Raw genomic sequence first — 22,107 nt, 5'->3', positions numbered from 1 at the left:
TCGGGCTTCACTTTGCATTGCCGGGCACTGTACAAATGAATTGGCAATAGCCGATACTCGGCATGTCATCGGCGTTGAGCTGTTATGACGTGCCGCACGAAGGGACCGATATTCGTGGCGCAAAAGGTCGTGGTCACGCTCTTTGACGACATCGACGGCTCGGAAGCGGCGGAAACGATCGCCTTCGGACTCGACGGCAAGTCGTACGAGATCGACCTCAACGCATCCAACGCCAAGAAACTGCGCAAGGCGCTCGCGCCCTACGTCGAGGCCGGCCGCAAGCGGTCGCGGTCCGGCAAGGCGTACAAGCAGACGGAGGTCGCCCCCGACCCGGCGGCCGTCCGCGCCTGGGCCCAGGCCAACAAGATGGACGTACCGGCCCGCGGGCGCATCCCCAAGAAGGTGTACGAGGCCTTCAGCGCCGCACAGTGAGCCCGCGAAGGGGCAGTCCCCAGGGTCCGTCAGCGGGCCCTGGGGACTGTGCACTTGGCCCCGGGGCCGGGCCCGCCCTTCGCCACGGCGGGCGGCCACGGGCGTCTCGGGGGAGCCGACTTGCGCAACCCCCCCGTTGATCAGCTAATGTCTGGAGCACGCCGAGGGGCGAGGCCGGAAGGTCGGAATCCCGAGGATCTTGCGGGTGTAGTTCAGTAGTAGAACATCCCCCTTCCAGGGGGAAGGCGCAGTGTGCGATTCCTGTCACCCGCTCTGGCACCGGTCACGACCACTCCTGTGGATCAGGTAGGCTGGTGCTCGCACCGATCGGTGGGAGCCGGTCGGGGGCAGTGCGGACGTAGCTCAGTTGGTAGAGCGCAACCTTGCCAAGGTTGAGGTCGCGAGTTCGAGCCTCGTCGTCCGCTCGGGAATGAGACCCCGGTCCTTCTGGACCGGGGTCTTTTCGTTGCCCGTCGATCGGCCTTCTGACATTTGTCATGCGGGGTGATGACACCGCGCACTGCCGAACGACCCGGGGCGCCGGGACGCTGGTCCCATGGACTACGACGAACACGAGCACGTGATTGAGGTCACCGATCTCAAACGCGTCTACGGGGGCGGGTTCGAGGCCGTACGCGGAATCTCCTTCTCCGTCGCACGCGGGGAGATCTTCGCCCTGCTGGGCACCAACGGCGCGGGAAAGACCTCGACGGTCGAACTGCTGGAAGGCCTCGCCGAGCCCGCCGAGGGCCGGATCCGGATCCTCGGCCACGATCCGTACCGCGAACGCGCCGCCGTACGGCCCCGCACCGGGGTCATGCTCCAGGAGGGCGGGTTCCCGGCCGAGCTGACCGTCGCCGAGACCGCCCGCATGTGGGCCGGGTGCACGAGCGGGGCCCGGCCGGAGGCCGAGGCGCTGGCGCTGGTCGGGCTCACCGGCAAGCACGAGGTGCGGGTCAAGCAGCTCTCCGGCGGTGAGCGCAGGCGGCTGGACCTCGCGCTGGCGCTGCTCAACGACCCCGAGGTGCTCTTCCTCGACGAGCCGACGACCGGGCTCGACGCGGAAGGGCGCCGGGACACCTGGGAGTTGGTGCGCGCGCTGCGCGACGCGGGCACGACCGTACTGCTCACCACGCACTACCTGGAGGAGGCCGAGGGCCTCGCCGACCGGCTCGCCATCCTGCACGAGGGCCGGATCGCCGTCTCCGGGACCCCGGCCGAGGTGACCGCCGGCCGGCCCTCCCGGATGTCCTTCGAACTGCCCCAGGGCTACTTCCTCGGTGACCTGCCGCCGCTGGCCGAACTCGGCGTCAGCGGCCATGAGGTGGAGGGCAGGGTCGTACGGCTGCGGACGACCGAACTCCAGCTGACGGCGACCCGGGTGCTGACCTGGGCCGAGCGGGCCGGGGTCGAACTGCGCGCCCTGGACGTTCGCTCCGCCTCGCTGGAGGAGGCGTTCCTGGGGATCGCGCGCGAGCAGACACGAGGACAGGCATCGGCACAGGCACAGGAGGTGGCGGCATGAGCACGCTCGAGGTCGCGGGCACACGGGCACGCGGGGCGTCCCCGACGACGGCCGCAGGGCGGCTGCGGGCGCTGGGCCGGGCGGAGCTGGCGCTGCTCGCCCGTAACCGGGGTGTCGTGTTCACGGCGGTGTCCGTGCCGCTGCTGCTGCCGTTCAGCGTGCGGCCCGCGCTCGACCACGTCGACCTGAAGAAGCAGGGCCTGACCGTCGGCACGACCATGCTGACGGCCGCGATCGGCTTCTCCTTCCTCTTCGCCGTCTACACCTCGCTGGTCAACGCCTACGTCGCCCGCCGCGAGGAACTCGTCCTCAAGCGGCTGCGCACCGGCGAGCTCTCCGACGCCGAGATCCTCGCCGGCACCGCGCTGCCCGCCGTCGGCATCGGGCTCGCCCAGGCGGTCGTCGTGTCCGCCGCGTGCGCCGCGCTGCTGCACACCGGCGCGCCCAAGGCACCGTATCTGCTGCTGCCGGGCGTGCTGGCCGGGCTCGTGATCAGCGCCGGGCTCGCCGCGCTCACCGCGGCCTTCACCCGGACCGTGGAGAGCGGGCAGGTCACCGCCCTGCCGCTGATGTTCGTGTCGATGCTCGGCTCCGGGATCACGTTCCCGACCGAGATCATGCCGAGGCGGCTCGCCTCCGTCTGCGAGATGCTCCCGCTGTCCGCGCCGATCCGGCTCGTCCGGGGCGGCTGGACCGGCCAGTTGAGCGGGTACGAGGTTCTCGGCGCCCTGGGGACCGCGCTGGCCTGGGCGATCCTGGCGGTGTTTGCTGGACGCCGGTGGTTCCGCTGGGAACCGCGACGGTGAGGAACCTGGGGTACGGGGGAGCAGATGACGGGCCGGATACGACGCTGGCAGCAGCGGCACTGGGGTCAGCGGAGCAAGGTCGAGCGGGTCGAGTTGTACAGCGTCATCACCTGGCACTGCTCGATCTGGTTCATCGCCGGCTGCTGGGTGCTCCTGCCGCTACCCGCCGGGCTCGCCCACCGGCCCGTCGCGGTCGTCCTCGGCTCCGTCCTCGCCCTCGTGTCGATCGCGCAGTGCGCGACGGCGAACGCGCTCGTGAGGACCACGCTCGACGCCTGTCTGGGCCGCACCGAACTGCCGCCCGGCACCCAGCGCTTCCCGGCCGCCCTGCTGGGACTGGGGTTCGCGGTCCTCGTGACGCTCGTCGCGCTGGACGCGGCCAAGCCGGTACCGGTCCGGATGGCGATCGGCGGCCTGCTGATGCCGTTCGGGCTGCTCTACGGACTCACCGTGCCGGTCCGCACCTTTCTCCTCAGGGCGGCACTGCTCACCGTCCTGATCACCGCCGCCTTCGGCTGGGCCGACCACAGCGCCGTCGGCGTGGTGGCGACCGCCGTGACGACCGTCTTCCAGTCGCTCTTCACCCTGCTCGCGGGCCGCTGCGGCGCCTGGACCCTCTCCGTGATGTGGGAGGCGGACCGCGCCAGGGAGACCGAGGCCCGGCTCGCCGTCGCCGAGGAGCGGCTGCGGTTCGGGCGGGATCTGCACGACGTCCTCGGGCGGAACCTGTCCGTGATCTCGCTGAAGAGCGAGCTGGCCGTCCAGCTCGCCCGGCGCGGGCGGCCGGAGGCGGTGGAGCAGATGATCGAGGTACAGCGCGTCGCGCAGGAGTCCCAGCGCGAGGTGCGGGCCGTCGTCCGCGGCTACCGCGAGGCCGACCTAGGCGCCGAACTCGTGGGCGCGCAGGGCGTGTTGACGGCCGCCGGCATCGACTGCGAGGTCGGCGACCGGACCGCGGGGCTGCCCGCCGAGGTGCAGTCGGTGCTCGGCTGGGTGGTGCGCGAGGCGACCACCAACGTGCTGCGGCACGGCGACGCGGGCCACTGCGCTCTGCGGCTGGAGATGCAGGAGGGGCGTGTGGTGCTGACGGTGGAGAACGACGGAGTGGCCGGAACCCCCCACGGGGGTGGGGGTTCCGGTCTCGCCGGGCTGCGCGAGCGGCTGGCCGCCGTCGGCGGGACGCTCCGGGCCGGGCGGGTCGGCGACGACCGGTTCCGGCTGGCGGCCGAGGTGCCGCTGACACAGGAGGCGAGAGAAGTGAGCGGAGTCATGTTGTGAGCAGTCCGGTACGGCTGTTGCTCGCCGACGACGAGCATCTGATCCGGGGCGCCCTGGCCGCGCTGCTGTCACTGGAGGACGACCTCCTCGTCGTCGCGGAGGCCGCGACCGGACCCGAGGCCCTCGCCATGGCCCGGGCCCACGCGCCCGACGTGGCCGTACTCGATCTCCAGATGCCGGGCGCCGACGGTGTGAGGGTCGCCACATCCCTGCGTGCCGAACTGCCGGACTGCCGGGTGCTGATCGTCACCGGTCACGGCCGGCCCGGCCATCTGAAACGGGCGCTCGCGGCCGGTGTGCGGGGGTTCGTCCCGAAGACCGTCAGCGCCCAGCGGCTCGCCGAGATCATCCGCACCGTGCACGCCGGAAACCGCTACGTGGACCCGGAGTTGGCCGCCGACGCGATCTCCGCCGGGGACTCCCCGCTGACCGCGCGGGAGGCCGAGGTGCTGGAGCTGGCGGCCGACGGGGCGCCGGTCACGGAGATCGCCGAGCGGGCCGCGCTGTCCCCCGGGACCGTGCGGAACTACCTCTCCTCGGCCGTCACCAAGCTCGGCGCCGAGAACCGTCATACGGCAGTGCGTCTCGCACGCGAGCGAGGTTGGGTATAGTTGCTCTCGCGCCACGGCGCACTGCGGACGTAGCTCAGTTGGTAGAGCGCAACCTTGCCAAGGTTGAGGTCGCGAGTTCGAGCCTCGTCGTCCGCTCCGTCGAAAAGGCCCCCGGTTCTCCGGGGGCCTTTCGCGTGTGGGTCTGTCCTACGCCCAGCTGTGACCCGTCAGGCGTTCGTAGGCCTCCACGTACTTCTGCCGGGTCCGCTCGACGACCTCGGCCGGCAGCGGCGGCGGGGGCTGCTGGCTCGTGCGGTCCCAGCCCGACTCCGCCGAGGTCAGCCAGTCGCGCACGAACTGCTTGTCGTACGACGGCTGGGCGCGGCCCGGCTGCCAGGTGTCGGCCGGCCAGAAGCGGGAGGAGTCCGGGGTGAGGACCTCGTCGGCGAGGACCAGGGCGTCGCCGTCGAAGCCGAACTCGAACTTGGTGTCGGCCAGGATGATCCCGCGGTCGCGGGCGATGTCCCGGGCGCGGGAGTACACGGCGAGGGTGGCCTGGCGCAGCTGGGCGGCGGTCTCGGCGCCGACCTGGCGGGCGACCTCCTCGTAGGACACGTTCTCGTCGTGCTCGCCGACCTCGGCCTTGGCGGCCGGGGTGAAGATCGGGGCGGGCAGCTCGGAGCCGTCGACGAGGCCTTCGGGGAGGGCGAGGCCGCAGACCGTACGGGACTCGTTGTACTCCAGCAGGCCCGAGCCGGTGAGGTAGCCACGGGCCACGCACTCGACCGGGACCATCTTCAGCTGCTTGCAGACCAGCGTGCGGCCCGCCCAGTCGGCCGGGGCGCCCGCGGGCAGCTCGGTGCTGAGGACGTGGTGGGGGGCGAGGTCCCGGAGCTGGTCGAACCACCACAGGGAGAGCTGGGTGAGGACGCGGCCCTTGTCGGGGATCTCGGTGGGCAGCACCCAGTCGTAGGCGGACATGCGGTCGCTGGCGACCATCACGAGGTCGCCCGCCTCGTTCTGGTACAGCTCGCGCACCTTGCCGGTGTGCAGGTGCACCAGGCCCGGAACCTGGATCGGCTCGGGCTTTTCTACGAATCCGGACACGGTTCCTCCCCGTGGTTCTGTCCAAGTGCCTCGATTCTCCCGTATGGGGTGGTCCACTGCGCTCGGGGGGTCAGTCGCGTTTGCAGATGCGGTCCAGGAGGTTCGCCGTGGCGCGCTGGATGCGGGGGTCCACATGGCCGGGGCGGTCCAGGGCCGGGGACCAGGCGAAGGTGCCGGAGGCGAAGACCCAGGCGCCGGAGGGGGCGCGGTACAGGGAGGTCTCCTGGTGGCGCAGGGCGCCGTCGTTGTCGGTGTAGGGGGAGTGGGCGAGCAGGATGCGCTCGTCGCACTCGGGCAGCGGGGTGCGCGGGAAGTACCGGTCGGCCTCGCCGGCGACCAGGCCGTCGATCTCGTCGCCCTCGTGCGCGCCGGTCGCCTCCCACAGCCAGTGCCCGGCGTTGCGGACGACCAGCGGGGCGGGCTCGGGCACCCGGCCCGCGTACTGGATGCCGACGAGCTGCTGCTCGGGCCGGTCGATCTCCCGCCACAGCACCGGCTTTCCGGGGCCCTTGCGCTTGCGGCAGGTCAGCAGCCGGTCCGCGTCGCCGGACGGGGACGGGCCCAACTCGACCTGCCAGTACATGGTGTTGGCGGACAGGAAGACCAGCGAGGTGCCCCGGTCCCGGGCGTCCTCGACGGCCCGGCGCATCGGCGCCGACCAGTACTCGTCGTGACCGGGGAAGACCAGGCCCCGGTAGCGGGTGGGGTCGACGCGGCCGGCGTGCAGATCGCGGGCGTCGGCGTAGGCGAGGTCGTAGCCGTAGCGCTCGGCCCAGCGGATGAAGTCGTAGGCGTGGCCGACGTGGAGCGGGAGGCCGGCGCCCGCGAAGGGGCGGTCGAAGGAGACCGTGGTCGCCGCGTCGGCCTCGCCGAGGAGGCGGCCCTTCTCGTCCCAGGCGTGGTACAGGCTCGCGCCGGTGTGGCCGTCCTCCGGGTAGAGGTTGTACGCCTGCCAGGTGATGTCCGGCAGCAGCAGGAGCAGGTCGGCGGGGTGGTCGTCGCGGACCGTGAACGGCACGTGGGAGCGGTAGCCGTCGACGGTGGTCAGGACGGCCACATAGGCGCCGATGTGCCAGTGGACGGGCACCTGGAGGCGCCAGGAGAGCCACCAGTGGTGGCAGGAGACCGTGCGGTCGGCGGTCAGCGGGGCGGGCTGGACGATGCCGGACAGCCGGGGGCTGGTGGTGATCTTGGCGGCGCCGTCGCCGCCGTAGTGGCCGATTCGGTAGATGTCGACGCTGAACTCCTGGGGCGGGTCGACCGTGATGCGGAAGTCGATCGCCTCGCCGGGTGCGACCGCGCCGGTGGAGGTGAAGCCCTTGATCTGGCGGTGCACGTCGTCGGCGGAGCGGGGGCCGCCGGGGGAGGTGCGCGGCGCGGGGACGCGCGCGGCCCTCGCGGTGTGCTGCTGGGTGGTGGCGTCGACGTACCAGGGCACGACGTGACCGGTGTCGTCGAAGTACGTCTCGCTGCCGCGCAGCCAGGGCACCGGGCCCTGGCCGAACGGGTCCGTGACGGCGTGCGCGAGCGCTCCGGACTCCCAGCGACGAATGTGGTCCGAGGCCATGATCGCTCCCCTCCCTCAGGTCCCCCGTGTCGGCCCTGTCTCGGTGGTGCTCGCTGTGCTCGGTGTGCTCGGCAGTGCTCGGTGGAGCTCGCTGTGCTCGGCCGTGCTGTCGTATGTCGCACGCCTTTGCCAGGTGCGTGGTCGCTCCCAGCACATCACATAACGCACGCGCTCGGTCACCGGTCGTCGCGAATTGACCTGAAGTGGAAGTCAGGGCTCCCATTGGACGCCTGTGGAACGAGGTCCGTCAGACGAGCCGTACGGGCTTTTCCGGACGTATTCCGGTCGCGGCCAGCCAGTCGCGCAGCGGGCCCGGGTCCCCCTCCTCGATGAGGCTGAGCACCTTGGGCGTCAGGTCGGAAGCCCGCTCGCCGTCCAGCAGCAGGGAGGGGCCGTCCAGCCAGTCCAGGGCCGGGGCCGCGCCGGCGTTGTCGACGGCCGCGCAGCACACCATCGCCGTGACGTGGTCGGCGAGGAGGTCGCGGCCGCTGCGCGGGGGTTGGAGCGGGAAGAGCGGAAGGGCGCCGTCGTCCCACAGCGCGCTCTCCGGGCTGCCGCCCGCGGGGCTCGCCCCGCTCGGCGCGACGGCCTCCTCCCGGGCCAGCTCGGCGCTCAGCCGGGCGGCGAGGGCGGCGCTGCGCTCCGTGCCGGCCTCGGCGTCGTCGGCCTCCGGAGGCTCGCCGGCGGTGCGGGAGGCGGCCCGGTGGGGCAGCGCGTCGGCGGGCTCGGTGAGGTGGTCCAGCACCCGGGCCAGGGTCGGGCCGCCGGGGCCCGTGGGGCCGGCCGAGGGGCGCACGCCGAGCGCGTCCAGGACGCGGTGCAGCCGGGCCGCCTCGGCGCGCCAGGTGCGGTCCACGACCTCCTCCGGATACGCCTGCCAGTCCACCGGCGCCCAGTCGGGGCCGGGCTCGGCGGGGCCGCCGTGGAAGAGGCGGGCGGCGAGCAGCGAGGCGGCCTCGTCCACCGTGCCGGGCTCCTCCAGCAGGTCGCAGGCGGGGCGCTCGCCGAGCCGGGAGGCGAAGCCCTCGGCCAGCCGGTCGCGCCGGGACAGCTCGGTGAGCGCCGCGACCACGCCCGCGTCCAGCCGGGCGGGCCAGCGGCCCATGCGCCAGGCAGGCAGCGCGACCCGGGTCAGCAGCCGGTCCCAGCCCGCGTAGGCGAGGCCGACCTGCTCCTGGGCGACGATCCTGAGGCCGTAGTCGACCGCCTGGGCACGCTCGGCCGCGGCTGCCGCGACCCCGCGCTCCATCTGCGTCGCGTGCTCCCGGCAGCCGCTCAGCAGCAGCCGGGCCACCCAGCCGAGCGCCGCGCACGCCGGCCGGGCCAGCGCGCCGCGACCGGGCGCCGAGGCGACCGCGAGCGCCGCGTCCAGCCCGCGTACGAAGCGGCGGGCGGCCGCTATGTCGGGGTGCGCCGAAGGGCCCGTACCGGCGACGACCGGGGCGAGGACCGCGCGCAGCTCGCCGACGCGCATCCACCACAGGAACGGGGAGCCGATCACGAGGACCGGTGCGACCGGCGTACGGCGCGGGGGCGGGGAGCCGGGGGGTCCCGTTATCTCGTCGGGCGCGGAGCGGGCAGGTGGGCCGTGCGCCGCGTGCGTGCGGTCCTCCAGCCAGCTGTCGCAGTCCGGGGTGAGGGCGACCGCCGAGGGCGCCGGCACGTCGAGCCGGTCGGCGAGGTCACGCACCAGCCGGTACAGATCCGGGGCGGACTCCTCCGGGATCGCCACCGTGGGCGTCATGGCGGGGCGGGCGCGGGCCACGACCAGGGCGATGCCGGCGGCGGCCACCAGCACCAGCAGGGCGAGCGCGCTCACCGCCATCCGGGCCGCGTCCCAGCCAGGGCCGACCAGGTGGCCCGTGGAGCCGCCGGTCAGCAGGATCACCGCGGCGCCCGCCGGCAGGAGGGCCGCGGCCACCGCCCGGCCCCGGACCCGCAGGACGGCCAGGGCCCGGGAACGCGCGGCCTGCGCGCCCACTTCCACAACACCGATTCCGCTCACGTGCCGACCTCACCCCCTCGCTGCCGTTGCCGTGCTTGCCTGGTGGTGCTCACTCCCCCACTGTGGCACCCACCACTGACATCGCAATGCCGGTGGGCCAAGTGCCGGAACGCTTGCGCGGCACCCTAGTTGGGGCCCCGGCCCCCGTCAGCCGTATAGACGATTGCTCACTCGATGGAATGGCTTTGGTCAGAGGTGGGTGACAGACAGCAAAGATCAGGCCCCGGATCGTGGATCCGGGGCCCGGGTGCGGTCCTGCGGGAGAACAGGTCGGACGGCCGACCAGGTCAGGCGCGGGCCGCCGCGGCCTCCCGCGCCGCCTTCGCGGCGATGTCGGTGCGGTGCTGGGAGCCGTCCAGCCCGATCCGGCCAACCGCCCGGTACGCCCGCTCGCGCGCCTCGGACAGGTCGCCGCCGACGGCCGTGACGGACAGCACGCGCCCGCCCGCGCTCACCACGGCGTCGCCGTCCCGCCTGGTCCCGGCGTGCAGCACGTACGCGTGCGGGGCGTCCTCGGCGGCCACCTCGGCGAGGCCGGTGATCGGGTCGCCGGTGCGGGGCGTGCCCGGGTAGTTGTGCGAGGCGACGACGACGGTCACGGCGGCGTCCTCGCTCCAGCGCAGCGGCGCCAGGTCGGCGAGCGTGCCGTTCGCCGCGGCCAGCAGGACACCGGCCAGCGGCGTCTTCAGCCGGGCCAGCACGACCTGGGTCTCCGGGTCGCCGAAGCGGGCGTTGAACTCGATGACCCGGACCCCGCGGCTCGTGATCGCGAGGCCGGCGTAGAGCAGACCGGAGAACGGCGTGCCGCGGCGGCGCAGTTCGTCCACGGTCGGCTGCAGGACCGTCTCCAGCACCTCCTCGACCAGCTTCGGGTCGGCCCACGGAAGCGGTGAGTACGCACCCATGCCGCCGGTGTTGGGGCCCTCGTCGCCGTCGAGCGCGCGCTTGAAGTCCTGGGCGGGCTGGAGCGGTACGACGGTCTCGCCGTCGGTGATCGCGAAGAGGGAGACCTCGGGGCCGTCGAGGAACTCCTCGATGACGACCCGGTCGCAAGCGGCGGCGTGCGCCGTCGCCTGCTCGACGTCCTCGGTGACGACGACGCCCTTGCCGGCGGCCAGGCCGTCGTCCTTGACGACGTAGGGGGCGCCGAAGGCGTCGAGGGCCTCGGCGACCTCCTCGGCGGTCGTGCAGACGTAGGAACGGGCGGTCGGCACCCCGGCCGCCGCCATGACGTCCTTGGCGAAGGCCTTGGACCCCTCCAGCCGCGCGGCCTCCTTCGAGGGGCCGAAGACGGGGATGCCCGCCTCCCGGACGGCGTCGGCGACCCCGGCGACCAGCGGGGCCTCCGGGCCGACGACGACCAGCTCGGCGCCGAGGCCCGCGGCCAGTTCGGCCACCGCCTTGCCGTCGAGCGCGTCGACCGGGTGCAGCTGGGCGACCTCGGCGATGCCGGCGTTGCCGGGGGCGCAGTGCAGCGCGGTGACGTCGGGGTCGAGGGACAGGGAGTGGCACAGGGCGTGTTCGCGGGCGCCGCTGCCGATGACGAGGACCTTCACGGGGGTCAGCCTAATGGCAAGGTTGCCGAAGACCGGGGGCCGGGTTTGCTGGAGTTTCCTCCAAAGAAGCCCGGAAGAGACCCCGTGGACGACCCCGGAGACCCGCCGCTCGGACGAGGTACGCGCGTGAGCCGGCCGCCTGGCTACTCGTTCGAGAACTCCTCCACCACCGTCGCCCCCAGCTCCCGCACGATCAGTTCGTGGCCGGAGAGAGCCGACTCGTCCAGGTCGGGGTCGTCGTCCTCCGGGATGTCGTCCTCGGGTGCGACGGGGGGCGGCTCGGGGGCGGGCGTGGGCCGCGAGGCGGGGGCGGGTGCCGCCGGAGCGACCGCGGGGCCGGACTGCGGGGACGCGGGGGCCTGCGAGGCGGGCTGGGACGCCGCGGGGCGGGGTGCGGCCGGGGCGCCGTAGCCACCGCCGGCGGGGGCGCTGCCGTAGCCACCGCTTCCGCCTCCGCCGACGCCGGCCGGGGCCGGGGGCGCGGAGCCGCCGGAGGGGTCGACGACCGCGTCGATCTTCCACTGCACGTTGAACTGCTCGGCCAGCGCCTGCCGCAGCACGTCCTCGCTGCCGCTGCCGGAGAAGTTGTCCCGCGCGCCCGCGTTGACGAAGCCGAGCTGGAGCGTCGTGCCGTCGAAACCGACCACCTGGGCGTTCTGGCTGAGCAGGATCCAGGTGAAGCGGCGGCGGTTCTTGACGGCCTCCAGGATGTTCGGCCACAGGACGCGGGGGTCGAGGCCGCCGGCCGGTGCCGGGGCCGCGGCGGGTGCGGGGGCCGGTGCTGCCGTGGCCGTCGGCGCGGGGGCCGGGGACGGGGCTGCCTGGTGCTGCGGCTGCGCGGGCGCACGGCCGGGGGCCTGGGCCTGCTGCCCCTGGCCGCCTGCCGGGGCGGCTGTGGGCCAGCCACCGGGGCGCCGTCCGCCACCGGCCGGGGAGGCCGTGGGCCAGGCGCCGACCGCAGGAGCGGAGGAGGCCGGGGGCTGCGCCGGTGCCTGGGCGGCGGCGGGCTCGGGGGCCGGCGCGGGGGCGGGCTCCGGGGCCGGTGCGGGCTCCGGGGCCGGTGCGGGCTCCGGGGCCGGTGCGGGCTGCGGAGCGGCGGGGGCGGACGCCGGTGCTGCCGGAGCGCCCGGCGCGCGGACGGCGGCACGGGCCGCGGCGGGACCGCCGCCCGGCGGGACCGGCGGCGTCGGCGCGACAGGCGCGACCGGCGCACCGCCGCCCTGGCCGTGGGCCTCGGGGCCGGGGACGTACCCCATGGCGGGCGCGCCGGCACCGCCCGAGAAGTTGACGCCGCGTTCGAGGCGGTCGAGGCGGGCCATCACCGAGCGCTCGTCGCCGTAGGCGGCGGGGAGCAGCACGCGCGCGCAGATCAGCTCCAGCTGGAGGCGGGGCGAGGTGGCGCCGCGCATCTCGGTCAGGCCTTCGTTGACCAGGTCGGCGGCGCGGCTCAGCTCGGCGGCGCCGAACGTGGAGGCCTGGGCCTGCATCCGCTCCAGGACGTCGACCGGGGCGTCGAAGAGCCCCTTGTCCACCGCGTCCGGAACGGCGGCGAGGATCACAAGGTCCCGCAGCCGCTCCAGCAGGTCCGCGACGAAGCGGCGCGGGTCGTTGCCGCCCTCGATGACGCGGTCGACGACCTCGAAGGCCGCTGCCCCGTCCCCGGTGGCGAAGGCCTCGACGACGGAGTCGAGCAGCGAGCCGTCGGTGTAGCCGAGGAGGGAGGTGGCCATGGCATACGTCACACCCTGCTCTCCCGCACCGGCGAGGAGCTGGTCCATGACGGACATGGAGTCACGCACGGACCCGGCGCCGGCGCGCACGACCAGCGGCAGCACGCCCTCCTCGACCGGGATGTCCTCCCGCCCGCACACCTCGCCGAGGTAGTCCCGCAGCGTGCCGGGCGGCACGAGCCGGAAGGGGTAGTGGTGCGTACGCGACCGAATCGTCCCGATGACCTTCTCGGGCTCGGTCGTGGCGAAGATGAACTTGAGGTGCTCCGGCGGCTCCTCGACGACCTTCAGCAGCGCGTTGAAGCCCGCCGACGTGACCATGTGGGCCTCGTCGATGATGTAGATCTTGTACCGACTGCCGGCGGGCCCGAAGAAGGCCTTTTCCCGCAGCTCACGGGCGTCGTCCACACCGCCGTGGGACGCGGCGTCGATCTCGATGACGTCGATGGAGCCCGGGCCGTTGCGTGCGAGGTCACGGCACGACTGGCACGCACCGCACGGGGTGGGGGTGGGGCCCTGCTCGCAGTTCAGGCAGCGGGCGAGGATGCGCGCGCTGGTCGTCTTGCCACAACCGCGCGGCCCGCTGAACAGGTACGCGTGATTGACCCGGTTGTTCCGCAGCGCCTGCTGCAACGGGTCGGTGACATGCTCCTGCCCGATGACCTCGGCAAAGGTCTCCGGGCGATAGCGGCGGTACAGCGCGAGAGACGACACGCATACGAGGTTATAGGCGCCCACTGACAACCCGGGAAAACAAGGGCCCCCCACGCACCCGCCAGAGCCGACCTACCCTTGCTGCCTTCCGGCCCTGGGGGAGTTCAGTCAGATAGCGCCACGTGAGGGGCTGGACCCCACAGTACCCGATCGCGGACCGCGTTCAGTACCCGATCACCGGCCGGGGTCGGTCCCGATCCGGGCCTGCGAGAACGGGTTCGCGAGCACTCCCCTCGGTCATGTAATGTTTCCGGCGGAGGATTCGCCTAGAGGCCTAGGGCGCACGCTTGGAAAGCGTGTTGGGGGCAACCCCTCACGAGTTCGAATCTCGTATCCTCCGCAGCCGCCTGAACAGGCGAAACGAAGAGCCGGACCGCTCATTGCGGTCCGGCTCTTCGGCATGCCCTGGTTGCAGTTTCGGTTGCATTTATAGGCGACATTTAGGACACATCCTCAAACAGAAGGGGCGCACGCTCAGGTCCTACAGGGCGACCGGCGCAGCCCCTGAGGAGCTTTGACGCCGAACGCGGTCATGCGACATCGCCAGAACCTTCCGGTCCTGCGCCACCCAGGCCGACAGCCCCTCGCTGTCCAGGACGACGGTTCCGATGTGCCCGCTCACCCGGCGCTCGCACCGCCGGCGGCCGACGTCGTACCGAAGATCCGCGCCCGCGCCTCGGCCAGCTCTTCCTCGCTGAAGGCCCCTGCTCGTCCGTGTACTGTCGGACCGCCCCTCGGGCGCAGCGTGCGGCCACGCGCCCGTCCTCGGCCAGATCGACACCGACCACGCTCACCTCGACGCCGAGAACGGTCGTGGTGAACGGCATGGCAAGGCTCTCCTCGATCATCGTGAAAAAGCCGGTGAGTTGCTCATCCTCGCCGTAGGCGGCGACGGTGGCCTCTTCGGCCAACGCCTCCGGCACGGCTGGGTCCCAGGTGCTCATGGCCGCACCCTGGCGCCGCACCGTACGGTTGAGGACCGGTGTATTCAGCGGCGGCGCATCCGTCGTGGCGCCGTCGCCGGCAGTCAAGGCAAGGCCCCTGGTTGCCCGCGTGTGACGTTGCCTGGTGGGGTTCGGTAGTGAGCGGCCCAGGGGAGGGTCCGGCAAGCGACAGGGCGGAAGAGAGTGGCACGAGTCGTCGTACGAGAGCCGAATACGAGGGGCGCACCGCCGCCGGCCCGGCAGGAGACGTCCGCCTTCGTGAGGGAGCTGCTCGGCGCCGGCTGGGCGGCGGTGTTCCTGCCCGGTGAGCCCGCCCGCCTCGGGCGGCTGCTGCTGTGGAAGCCGACCGGGGCGGCGGCCGGAGACAGTGTGACGCCCGCCGGCCTTGAGACCGAGGCGGTGGAGCTGGTCCTGCCGCACGGCCGCTCGGTCAGGCGGCGCAGGGTCGAGGGTTACGCGCTGCCTGTCGCCGTCGCTGTCTCCGCCCTGGCCGATGCGGAGCCGACGCATCCCTCCGGCGCCGCCTGGCAGGCCGCCACTCGCTTCGCGCTGCGGCTGCTCGCCGACGGCCGCCTCCACCCGGCCCTCACCCCCGCCGGTTACGACACCTGGCAGGCGGGCCCTTTCACCGCCGCCCAGCGCCAGATGCTGGACGCCCTGGCCGCCGCCTTCCCGCCACACGCCCACTGCCTGCCCGAGCCAGGCTCTGCGCCGGTGCGGATCGCCGAACCGGCTGCGCTGGTACGCCAGTTCTGCGACGCGGTCGCCGATGATCTGGTCCGTACCCCGGCCGCGCCGCTCGCCATGGGAGCGCTGCCGTACGCCTGGCGCGAGGTCCGTGCCGTGCCCACCTTGCGTGAGTGGGCCGAGGAAACCCAGGCGGCGCTTACCTCCGAGGTCAGTGTCTCCCTGCGCGTCGACGTACCCGAAGGACGCCGACGGCAGTTCCGGGCCGTCCTGCAACTGCACACCGCGTCGGACCCGGCGCTCGTCATCGAGGCCGCACGGCTGTGGAGCGAGCCGACCGAGGTGGAGCGGCTGCTCGGCCCGCGCGCCGAGACCGAGACGCTGCTCGCCCTGCGCCGCGGCGCCCGCTCCTGGCCCCCACTGCGGAGGCTGCTCGACGATGCCGCTCCCGATCAGCTCCGGTTGACCGACGACGAAGCCTTCGGCCTCCTCGGGGACGCCACGGACGCGCTGCGCGCGGCCGGTGTCGACGTGCACTGGCCGCGCGAACTGGTCAAGGCACTCACCGCGACCGCGGAGATCGGGCAGCGCACCGCCCCCGGTTCCACCGCGGGCGGTCTGCTGGACACCGAGGCCCTCCTCGACTTCCGCTGGCAGGTCTCCCTCGGCGGCGAGCCGCTCACCGAGGCCGAGATGGATGCCCTCGCGGAGTCACGCCGTCCCCTCGTCCGGCTTCGCGACCAGTGGGTGGTCGCCGACCCGAAGCTGGTGGCCCGCGCCAAGCGCCGCCGGATGGAACCGCTCACCCCCATGGAGGCGTTGAGCGCCGCGCTGACCGGCGAGGCCGAGCGAAGCGAGATGGGGGTCCCCCCGGCCGGAGGCTGGGGGAGGGACGGTGACCGGGTCCCCTGTGCGGCGGTCGGTGCGCTCGGCGACCTGGTCGCCCGTATCCGCGACCCCGAATCCCGCACCCCCGTGCCCCAGCCAGCCGCGCTCAAGGCCACGTTGCGCGAGTACCAGAAGCGGGGCCTGGCCTGGCTGGCCGAGATGTGCGCACTCGGCCTCGGCGGCTGTCTCGCCGACGACATGGGCCTGGGCAAGACCATCACCTTGCTCGCTCTGCACCTGCACCGCCAGAGCGACCCCGCCACCGCGGGACCCACCCTTGTCGTCTGCCCGGCCTCGCTGCTCGGCAACTGGCAGCGCGAAGCCGCCAGATTCGCACCGCTCACCCCCGTACGCCGCTACCACGGCGGCGACCGCCACCTCAAGGACCTGGCCGGCGACGAGATCGTCCTGGTCACCTACGGGGTGCTGCGCCGCGACCGCGAAGTGCTCGCCGAGACAGCCTGGTCGCTGGTGGCCGCCGACGAGGCCCAGCACGTCAAGAACCCCTACGCCGTCACCGCCCGCGAACTGCGCGCCCTGCCCGCCCGCGCCCGCGTCGCTCTCACCGGCACCCCCGTAGAGAACAACCTCTCCGAACTGTGGGCACTGCTCGACTGGACCACCCCCGGGCTCCTCGGCACACTCGCCGCCTTCCGTGACCGGCATGCCCGCGCCATCGAGGCGGGCGAGGATCCCGAGGCAGCCGAGCTCCTGTCCCGTCTGGTACGTCCCTTCCTGCTGCGCCGCAAGAAGTCCGACCCCGGCATCGCGCCCGAACTGCCGCCCAAGACCGAGACCGACCACGTCGTCCCGCTGACGGCCGAGCAGACCAGCCTGTACGAGGCACAGGTCCGCGAGACCATGGCGAAGATCGCGGAGTCGGAGGGCATCGCCCGACGCGGTCTGGTACTCAAGCTGCTCACCGCGCTGAAGCAGATCTGCAACCACCCCGCCCAGTATTTGAAAGAGCACAGCCTGCGCCAGTCCACTCCCCTGCGGGGTCGCTCCGGCAAGCTCGACCTGCTCGACGAACTTCTCGACACCATCACCGCCGAAGGCGAATCCGTGCTGGTCTTCACGCAGTACAAACAGATGGCGGCTCTGCTGGAGAAGCATCTCGCCGAGCGCGGCGTCCCCGCTCTCTTCCTGCACGGTGCCACCCCCGTCGCGCGGCGCGAGGAGATGGTGGACCGCTTCCAGCGCGGTGAAGTGCCGGTGTTCCTGCTGTCGTTGAAGGCGGCGGGCACCGGACTCAACCTCACCCGCGCCACTCACGTCGTGCACTACGACCGCTGGTGGAACCCGGCCGTCGAGGACCAGGCCACCGACCGCGCCTACCGCATCGGCCAGGACAAACCCGTCCAGGTGCACAAGCTCCTCGCGGAGGGAACCGTGGAGGACAAGGTGGCGAAGCTGCTCGAAGCCAAGCGCGCCCTCGCCGACGCCGTCGTCGGCTCCGGCGAGGCAGCCCTGACCGAACTGTCCGACGCCGACCTCGCCGAACTCGTCGCCCTGGGAAGGCAGTCATGAGCCCCGCCGTCCCCGGCCCGCGCCGTGCGCCCGCCCACACCACAGCACTGCCCGTCGCCCCGCCACCCGGCAGCGGCCTCGCGGCCGCAGACCTGGAACGCCTCATGGCCGACGCCGCCGCGCGCGCCGCCCGACTCCTCGCGGGCGACACCGCCGACCTGCATCTGACCCAGCACCAGGACGCCGTCCGCATCGCCGCAAGCAACCCCGGACCCGAGTGGTTCCACCACCTGATCCAGAACACCGGCACCAACCCCACTGCCTTCGCACGCCTCACCCGCGCCTGGCGCCACGGCGGCCCCACGGGCATCACCGTCGCCGAACAGCCCCACACCCCCGACCCGACGGTGATGAAGGCCACCCGCACCGCCCTGGACGCGGCCCTCGCCGAGATGACCGACTCCCCCACACACCTCAGAACCTGGCGCAACCGCCTCACCCTCACGCACCACGGCATCCAACTGCGTCTGGGCCCCGACGCCCGCTGGTACCCCTACCTCCAGGACGACGACGGCGAATGGTGGCCCGCGGCACCGGCCGACAGCGACCCGGTCACCGCGCTCACCGCGGTCTGGTCGCAGAACGGGGAGTAAGGAGGCGACTCCCCGCTGACCAGGACCCACGAACAGAAGCGGGACACACTCACGCTGCTCCACTTCCGTGGTTGCACCGCGGGGAGGTCCACGGGACTTGGCGGTGGACGTCGCGACGATTGCCGACGGCCAGGACCCACACGATCAGCCGACCGTCCTCAACGGTGTAGACGACGCGGCAGTCGCCGACCCTGAGCCGCCAGCGGGCACTGTGCCCTTGGAGGGCCTCGATGTCGAACGACGCGGTGTCCCCCGCATCCATCGCCTTCCGGAGTTCGGTGAGGCGGTGCAGGATGCGTAGGGCGTCCGGGCGTGGGATCTTGAGCATGTCCCGCTGAGCGTGCGATGCGAAGCGCGTGACGTACCCCATGGGATCAGCCCTGATGGGCACGCACCAAGGCAGCCGTCTCTTCGAGCGAGACCGCACCCTCCGTGCCCTCGGACTCGGCTTCGTCGGCCAGTCGGTTGAGCCACGCTCCTTCGGCGTTCTCCGCGATCTCACGCAGACGCTGGTACTCCCGGATGCCGATCACGACGGCTTCCTGCTTGCCACGCCGAGTGATGTAGCAGATGTACATCAAGCCCACGGGTTGATGTCTACCGCGTCACCCGCACCGGTGCCGACACCGTCACCTGGTCCACGTCCGAGACGCGCACCGTCGCCTTCATCGTCCAGGTGCCCGGAAGGGGGAGGGTGAAGGAGTCGACTGCCCAGTAGCCGCCGCGGTCGGTGACCCTGGTGTCCAGGGGGCCGATGCGTCGGTCGGGGAGGGTGAGGGTGATGCGGAGTTCGGGGACGGTGGACAGGCCGCCGTCGGGGCCGTAGACGACCGCCTGGACGGAGCAGGTGCCGACCCGGCCGGGGTCCAGGGTGATCTGGACCTTGCCGTGGCCGCCCGGGGTGCCGACGTCGAAGGGGATCGTCGTCACCGATGCCGTCGGGATGCCCGCGTCCGCCGTGGTGGACCGCGCCGTCTCCGTCGCCGTGCGGCCGGGGACGGTGCTGGTCAGGAGCGTCGTCAGGGCCAGGACCACCGCGGCCACGGCAGCCTCCGCCAGTACCGAGCGGCGCAGGTGGTGGAGGAGGAGGGACGGGGACGGAGTGGGCGTGGGCGTGGGAGGGGGCGGGGTCTCGGGGAGTGGGGGGCCCGTAGCCGGTTCGGGGATCCGGGCCGGGGTTGTCGTCCGTACCTGCGTCTGCGTCTGCGTCTGTGTCCGTGCCCCTGCCATGCGGGTCGTCCAGGTGCGGGAGCAGGCCGCCGCCAGGAGCAGGGCGGCCACCGCGGCCAGTTTGGCCAGCAGGGTGCGGCCGTACGTCGTGTCCGTCAGGGCCTGCCAGGAGCCGAGGCCCCGCCAGGACTGGTAGACGCCGGTCACGGCCAGGACCGTCACCGAGCCGAGGGCCAGGCGGGAGAAGCGGACCGGGACCGAGAGCGGGAGCGCCCTGGTCCGGGACAGGATGCGCAGGAGCGCGGCCAGGCCGCCCAGCCAGGTCCCCATGGCCAGCAGATGGAGGGTGGCAGAGGTGATCGCCAGCGGGACCTGGATGCCCGCCGAGGCGTGTTCGGCCGCCGACCAGGTCAGGGCCAGGGGGACGGACACGGCCGCGGCCACCGTCAGTGTCGCGCGGCGGGGCAGCCGGGTGCGGCGGGCCCGCAGCACCAGCACGACCGCGGCGGCCAGCAGCAGCAACGCCAGGCGGGCGAGGAGGAGTTCGCCGGGGCGGGTCGTCGCCGTACGGGCGAGGGCGGTGGGGGAGAGCGCCCGCGCCGGGGCCGTGCCCTCCTCGTACGGTGCGCGCAGGGCGAACAGGGCCGCCGTGGACGCGATGAGGGTCCAGGCCGCCGCCAGGACGGGGGCGCGCAGCGGGGCCGCCCTCGGCGGGCGGCAGTACGCCACGAACGCGGCCGTGCCGAGGAGGAGGGCCACGGAGAGGTAGGCGAGGTAGCGCGCGATGCCGTAGAGGGCCGCCGTCGCCGGGTTCTCCGTGGTGTCGGGGGCCGTGGCCGCGACCGTCGCCGTGCGCGTGCCGACCGAGAACGTCAGCGCGCCGGAGACCGGGTGGCTGTCCGCCGAGACCACCCGCCAGGCGACCGTGTAGGTGCCCTGGGCGAGCCTGGCGGGCAGCGGGACGCGGGCGGTGTCCGCACGGCCGGAGGCGTGGCCGGCCGCGCCGGTGCGCACGCGGTGGTTGGTGGGGTCGTAGACCCGGAACGAGTCGGTGAGCAGGCCGACCGACTCGGTGAACGTCAGGGTCACCTGGCGGGGGGCCGTACGCAGGACGGTGCCGTCGGCGGGGTCCGTCGCGCGCAGGGCCGCGTGGGCCGAGGCCGGGGCCGCCGCGCCGAGGAGGAGCAGGAACAGGCCGGTGCAGAGCAGGGCCAGGCGCCGCGGCCAGCGGTTCAGCCGTCCGCTCGGCCGTCCGCCCGGCCGTCCGTTCGGGCGTCCGTTCGGGCGTCGGCCCGGCCCTCGGTGTCCGTCGCGCAAGTGCACCTGGTCCCCTCCGTCGGCCCGCCGTGTTCCTTACAGGTACGGAGGGTTCGGCTCCGCTGCTCACCACGTCGGGCGGGCCGAGACGCCGCCGTCCACGACCAGGTCGTGCCCGCTGATCCAGCTCGCGAACGGCGAGGCCAGGAACACACAGGCGTCGGCCACGTCCTCGGGGCGGCCCAGGCGGCCGGTGGGGGCGGCGGCGTGGAGGCAAGGGTGCCGTCCTCGTACGCCACTGCCCGCCCTCGGCACCCCGCAGGAGTGCGACCGCTTCGCGCGCGTCGGGACGTGAGCCGCCCACGACAGCCGGCCGGTTCCCGGGGCACCCCCGGCTGCGGCCCGTGCACGGCCGGGCGATCATCGAGCCATGGACGTCACCCTGCATCTCGCCCAGGACCCCGAGGCCGACGCGCTGCTCGGTCGTTCCCCGCTCGCCGCGCTGGTGGGCATGCTGCTCGACCAGCAGGTTCCGATGGAGTGGGCGTTCAAGGGCCCGCGCACCATCGCCGACCGGCTCGGCGCCGGAGACCTCGACGCGCACGAGATCGCCGCGATGAACCCCGAGGACTTCGCCGCGCTGCTCTCCGGCAAACCGGCCGTGCACCGCTACCCCGGTTCGATGGCCAAGCGCATCCAGCAGCTGTGCCAGTACCTCGCCGAGCACTACGACGGGGACGCCGAGGCCGTCTGGCGGGACGTCCCGACCGGTGCCGAGCTGCTGAAACGGCTGGAGGCGCTGCCCGGGTTCGGCAAGCAGAAGGCCCAGATCTTCCTCGCGCTGCTCGGCAAGCAGCTCGGCGTCACGCCCCAGGGGTGGCGGGAGGCGGCCGGCGCGTACGGCGAACCGAGGGCCTACCGCTCCGTCGCCGACATCACCGGCCCCGGGTCACTGGCCAAGGTGCGGGCGCACAAGCAGGAGATGAAGGCGGCGGCGAAGGCCTCCGGCAGGTAGGCCGGTTCACCTGACCGGCCCACCCCGATGGCACGTCCCGCCCCGCCGGTCACAGCATGAACCATGACCGAGGCACCGAGCGGTGGCTCCGAGCGGAGCCCTGAGTACGACGACCGGAACGTCCACGCGGCCCGGCAGGCGGGCGGAGCGGCGGGCGGGCGGCACGAGCCCGAGCCGCCGTTCGAAGGCCCGCTGCACGCCCTGTCCCGGGCCGCCTGGCAGGTGGTCCTGGTCACCGGGATCGCCTCGCTGATCCTCGGGATCCTGATCCTGGTCTGGCCCGGCCCCTCGCTGCTCGCGGCCGGCGTCCTCTTCGGCCTCTACCTCGTCATCAGCGGCATCTTCCAGCTGGGTGCCGCGTTCGGCACACACATGACGACCTCGCTGCGCGTGCTGGCCTTCATCAGCGGTGCCCTGTCGATCCTGCTCGGCCTGCTCTGCTTCCGCGGGCCCATGCAGTCGATCCTGCTGCTCGCCCTGTGGATCGGCATCGGCTGGCTGATCCGCGGCATCACCCAGACCCTGGCCGCCGCCTCCGACCCGCGCACCCCCGCCCGGGGCTGGCAGGTCTTCCTCGGGGTCCTCACCTTCATCGCCGGCATCGTGCTCATCGACTCTCCGTTCCACTCGGTCGCCGTACTGACCCTCGTCGGCGGCATCTGGCTGGTCGTGGTCGGGATCACGGAGATCATCACCGCGTTCGGCATCCGCGGCCGGGCCAAGCGGATCCCGAAGACCGTGTGAGCCGTCGC

Annotated in this window: 17 protein-coding genes, 4 tRNA genes, 1 other RNA gene and 2 pseudogenes; 13 read left to right on the top strand and 11 right to left on the bottom strand. The window is 73.0% G+C overall.

All coding sequences use genetic code 11. The features are described from left to right. Window positions 1-114: 114 nt before the first annotated feature. The 8 genes from BIV23_RS11485 (at window position 115) to BIV23_RS11450 (ending at window position 4,748) form a co-directional block, all read left to right on the top strand. Complete coding sequence (locus BIV23_RS11485) at window positions 115-432, top strand: histone-like nucleoid-structuring protein Lsr2 (protein ID WP_067056255.1); 318 nt, start codon at window positions 115-117, stop codon at window positions 430-432. A 201-nt stretch (window positions 433-633) separates the two neighbouring features. Next, window positions 634-705: transfer RNA gene (locus BIV23_RS11480), tRNA-Gly, on the top strand. A gap of 79 nt (window positions 706-784) precedes the next feature. Continuing rightward, window positions 785-857 (top strand) — tRNA-Gly (locus BIV23_RS11475). Window positions 858-988: 131 nt separating this feature from the next. Next, window positions 989-1,957, top strand: coding sequence for an ABC transporter ATP-binding protein (locus tag BIV23_RS11470; RefSeq protein WP_071380672.1), 969 nt, complete (start codon window positions 989-991; stop codon window positions 1,955-1,957). After that, window positions 1,954-2,763, top strand: coding sequence for an ABC transporter permease (locus BIV23_RS11465; RefSeq protein ID WP_071380671.1), 810 nt, complete (start codon window positions 1,954-1,956; stop codon window positions 2,761-2,763). The genes BIV23_RS11470 and BIV23_RS11465 overlap by 4 nt, the downstream gene beginning before the upstream one ends. A 24-nt stretch (window positions 2,764-2,787) precedes the next feature. Then, window positions 2,788-4,041: a sensor histidine kinase gene (locus BIV23_RS11460; RefSeq protein ID WP_071380670.1), complete on the top strand. Its 1,254-nt coding sequence runs from the start codon at window positions 2,788-2,790 to the stop codon at window positions 4,039-4,041. Further along, window positions 4,038-4,652, top strand: a complete 615-nt coding sequence (locus BIV23_RS11455; protein ID WP_071380669.1) for a response regulator transcription factor — start codon at window positions 4,038-4,040, stop codon at window positions 4,650-4,652. The genes BIV23_RS11460 and BIV23_RS11455 overlap by 4 nt, the downstream gene beginning before the upstream one ends. Window positions 4,653-4,675: 23 nt before the next feature. Then, window positions 4,676-4,748, top strand: a tRNA-Gly gene (locus tag BIV23_RS11450). A 51-nt stretch (window positions 4,749-4,799) separates the two neighbouring features. Here the strand turns inward: BIV23_RS11450 and BIV23_RS11445 are convergent. The 6 genes from BIV23_RS11445 to ffs all read right to left on the bottom strand — a co-directional run bounded on the left by BIV23_RS11445 (window position 4,800) and on the right by ffs (window position 13,406). Continuing rightward, window positions 4,800-5,699 carry a phosphoribosylaminoimidazolesuccinocarboxamide synthase gene (locus BIV23_RS11445; RefSeq protein WP_071380668.1) on the bottom strand — a complete coding sequence of 300 codons (900 nt, stop codon included), beginning with the start codon at window positions 5,697-5,699 and terminating at the stop codon, window positions 4,800-4,802. Between the two features lie 70 nt (window positions 5,700-5,769). Next, window positions 5,770-7,266 (bottom strand): N,N-dimethylformamidase beta subunit family domain-containing protein, encoded by a 1,497-nt coding sequence (locus BIV23_RS11440; RefSeq protein WP_071380667.1) that lies wholly within the window; start codon window positions 7,264-7,266, stop codon window positions 5,770-5,772. A 247-nt stretch (window positions 7,267-7,513) separates the two neighbouring features. After that, window positions 7,514-9,271, bottom strand: a complete 1,758-nt coding sequence (locus BIV23_RS11435) for a M48 family metalloprotease (RefSeq protein WP_071380666.1) — start codon at window positions 9,269-9,271, stop codon at window positions 7,514-7,516. A 287-nt stretch (window positions 9,272-9,558) separates the two neighbouring features. After that, window positions 9,559-10,827 carry a phosphoribosylamine--glycine ligase gene (gene purD, locus BIV23_RS11430; RefSeq protein WP_071380665.1) on the bottom strand — a complete coding sequence of 423 codons (1,269 nt, stop codon included), beginning with the start codon at window positions 10,825-10,827 and terminating at the stop codon, window positions 9,559-9,561. Window positions 10,828-10,970: 143 nt separating this feature from the next. Continuing rightward, a complete protein-coding gene (locus tag BIV23_RS11425; RefSeq protein WP_071380664.1) occupies window positions 10,971-13,271 on the bottom strand; it encodes a DNA polymerase III subunit gamma and tau in 2,301 nt (766 codons plus the stop codon). 38 nt (window positions 13,272-13,309) lie between these two features. Then, window positions 13,310-13,406: signal recognition particle sRNA small type (ffs, locus tag BIV23_RS11420), an RNA gene on the bottom strand. 120 nt (window positions 13,407-13,526) lie between these two features. On the opposite strand from ffs, the gene BIV23_RS11415 reads away from it, so the two are divergent. Then, window positions 13,527-13,611, top strand: a tRNA-Ser gene (locus BIV23_RS11415). Between the two features lie 198 nt (window positions 13,612-13,809). Here the strand turns inward: BIV23_RS11415 and BIV23_RS51720 are convergent. After that, window positions 13,810-13,893: pseudogene (locus BIV23_RS51720) on the bottom strand (DNA-binding protein); the annotation flags it as partial. A gap of 580 nt (window positions 13,894-14,473) precedes the next feature. Here BIV23_RS51720 and BIV23_RS11410 point away from each other — a divergent pair. Beyond that, window positions 14,474-17,320, top strand: coding sequence for a DEAD/DEAH box helicase (locus tag BIV23_RS11410; RefSeq protein WP_071380663.1), 2,847 nt, complete (start codon window positions 14,474-14,476; stop codon window positions 17,318-17,320). Beyond that, a complete protein-coding gene (locus BIV23_RS11405; protein WP_245790485.1) occupies window positions 17,317-17,913 on the top strand; it encodes a hypothetical protein in 597 nt (198 codons plus the stop codon). The genes BIV23_RS11410 and BIV23_RS11405 overlap by 4 nt, the downstream gene beginning before the upstream one ends. A gap of 49 nt (window positions 17,914-17,962) precedes the next feature. Here BIV23_RS11405 and BIV23_RS11400 read toward each other — a convergent pair whose 3' ends face one another. The 4 genes and pseudogenes from BIV23_RS11400 to BIV23_RS11385 form a co-directional block, all read right to left on the bottom strand. After that, a complete protein-coding gene (locus BIV23_RS11400) occupies window positions 17,963-18,283 on the bottom strand; it encodes a type II toxin-antitoxin system RelE family toxin (RefSeq protein WP_071380662.1) in 321 nt (106 codons plus the stop codon). A gap of 4 nt (window positions 18,284-18,287) precedes the next feature. Next, complete coding sequence (locus BIV23_RS11395) at window positions 18,288-18,491, bottom strand: prevent-host-death family protein (protein ID WP_071380717.1); 204 nt, start codon at window positions 18,489-18,491, stop codon at window positions 18,288-18,290. A 19-nt stretch (window positions 18,492-18,510) separates the two neighbouring features. After that, on the bottom strand, window positions 18,511-20,298 hold the full coding sequence (locus BIV23_RS11390; protein ID WP_425443477.1) for a copper resistance CopC/CopD family protein: 1,788 nt from the start codon (window positions 20,296-20,298) through the stop codon (window positions 18,511-18,513). 168 nt (window positions 20,299-20,466) lie between these two features. After that, a pseudogene (locus tag BIV23_RS11385) lies at window positions 20,467-20,604 on the bottom strand (SDR family oxidoreductase); the annotation flags it as partial. A gap of 166 nt (window positions 20,605-20,770) precedes the next feature. Here BIV23_RS11385 and BIV23_RS11380 point away from each other — a divergent pair. Next, a complete protein-coding gene (locus tag BIV23_RS11380; RefSeq protein WP_071380660.1) occupies window positions 20,771-21,355 on the top strand; it encodes an HhH-GPD-type base excision DNA repair protein in 585 nt (194 codons plus the stop codon). A 63-nt stretch (window positions 21,356-21,418) separates the two neighbouring features. After that, window positions 21,419-22,099 (top strand): HdeD family acid-resistance protein, encoded by a 681-nt coding sequence (locus BIV23_RS11375; RefSeq protein WP_071380659.1) that lies wholly within the window; start codon window positions 21,419-21,421, stop codon window positions 22,097-22,099. The last annotated feature ends 8 nt before the right edge of the window (window positions 22,100-22,107 follow it).

Source organism: Streptomyces monashensis, from assembly GCF_001866665.1.
GTDB classification, from domain to species: domain Bacteria; phylum Actinomycetota; class Actinomycetes; order Streptomycetales; family Streptomycetaceae; genus Streptomyces; species Streptomyces monashensis.
The sequence above is the reverse complement of the archived record's forward strand: the minus strand, read 5'-3'. Positions and strand labels throughout refer to the sequence as shown.

Coding starts and splice junctions, on each gene's coding strand:
- BIV23_RS11470 (WP_071380672.1), top strand. CDS start 989: ATGGACTACGACGAACACGAGCACGTGATTGAGGTCACCGATCTCAAA.
- BIV23_RS11380 (WP_071380660.1), top strand. CDS start 20,771: ATGGACGTCACCCTGCATCTCGCCCAGGACCCCGAGGCCGACGCGCTG.
- BIV23_RS11405 (WP_245790485.1), top strand. CDS start 17,317: ATGAGCCCCGCCGTCCCCGGCCCGCGCCGTGCGCCCGCCCACACCACA.
- BIV23_RS11395 (WP_071380717.1), bottom strand. CDS start 18,491: ATGTACATCTGCTACATCACTCGGCGTGGCAAGCAGGAAGCCGTCGTG.
- BIV23_RS11460 (WP_071380670.1), top strand. CDS start 2,788: ATGACGGGCCGGATACGACGCTGGCAGCAGCGGCACTGGGGTCAGCGG.
- BIV23_RS11440 (WP_071380667.1), bottom strand. CDS start 7,266: ATGGCCTCGGACCACATTCGTCGCTGGGAGTCCGGAGCGCTCGCGCAC.
- BIV23_RS11400 (WP_071380662.1), bottom strand. CDS start 18,283: ATGGGGTACGTCACGCGCTTCGCATCGCACGCTCAGCGGGACATGCTC.
- BIV23_RS11465 (WP_071380671.1), top strand. CDS start 1,954: ATGAGCACGCTCGAGGTCGCGGGCACACGGGCACGCGGGGCGTCCCCG.
- BIV23_RS11375 (WP_071380659.1), top strand. CDS start 21,419: ATGACCGAGGCACCGAGCGGTGGCTCCGAGCGGAGCCCTGAGTACGAC.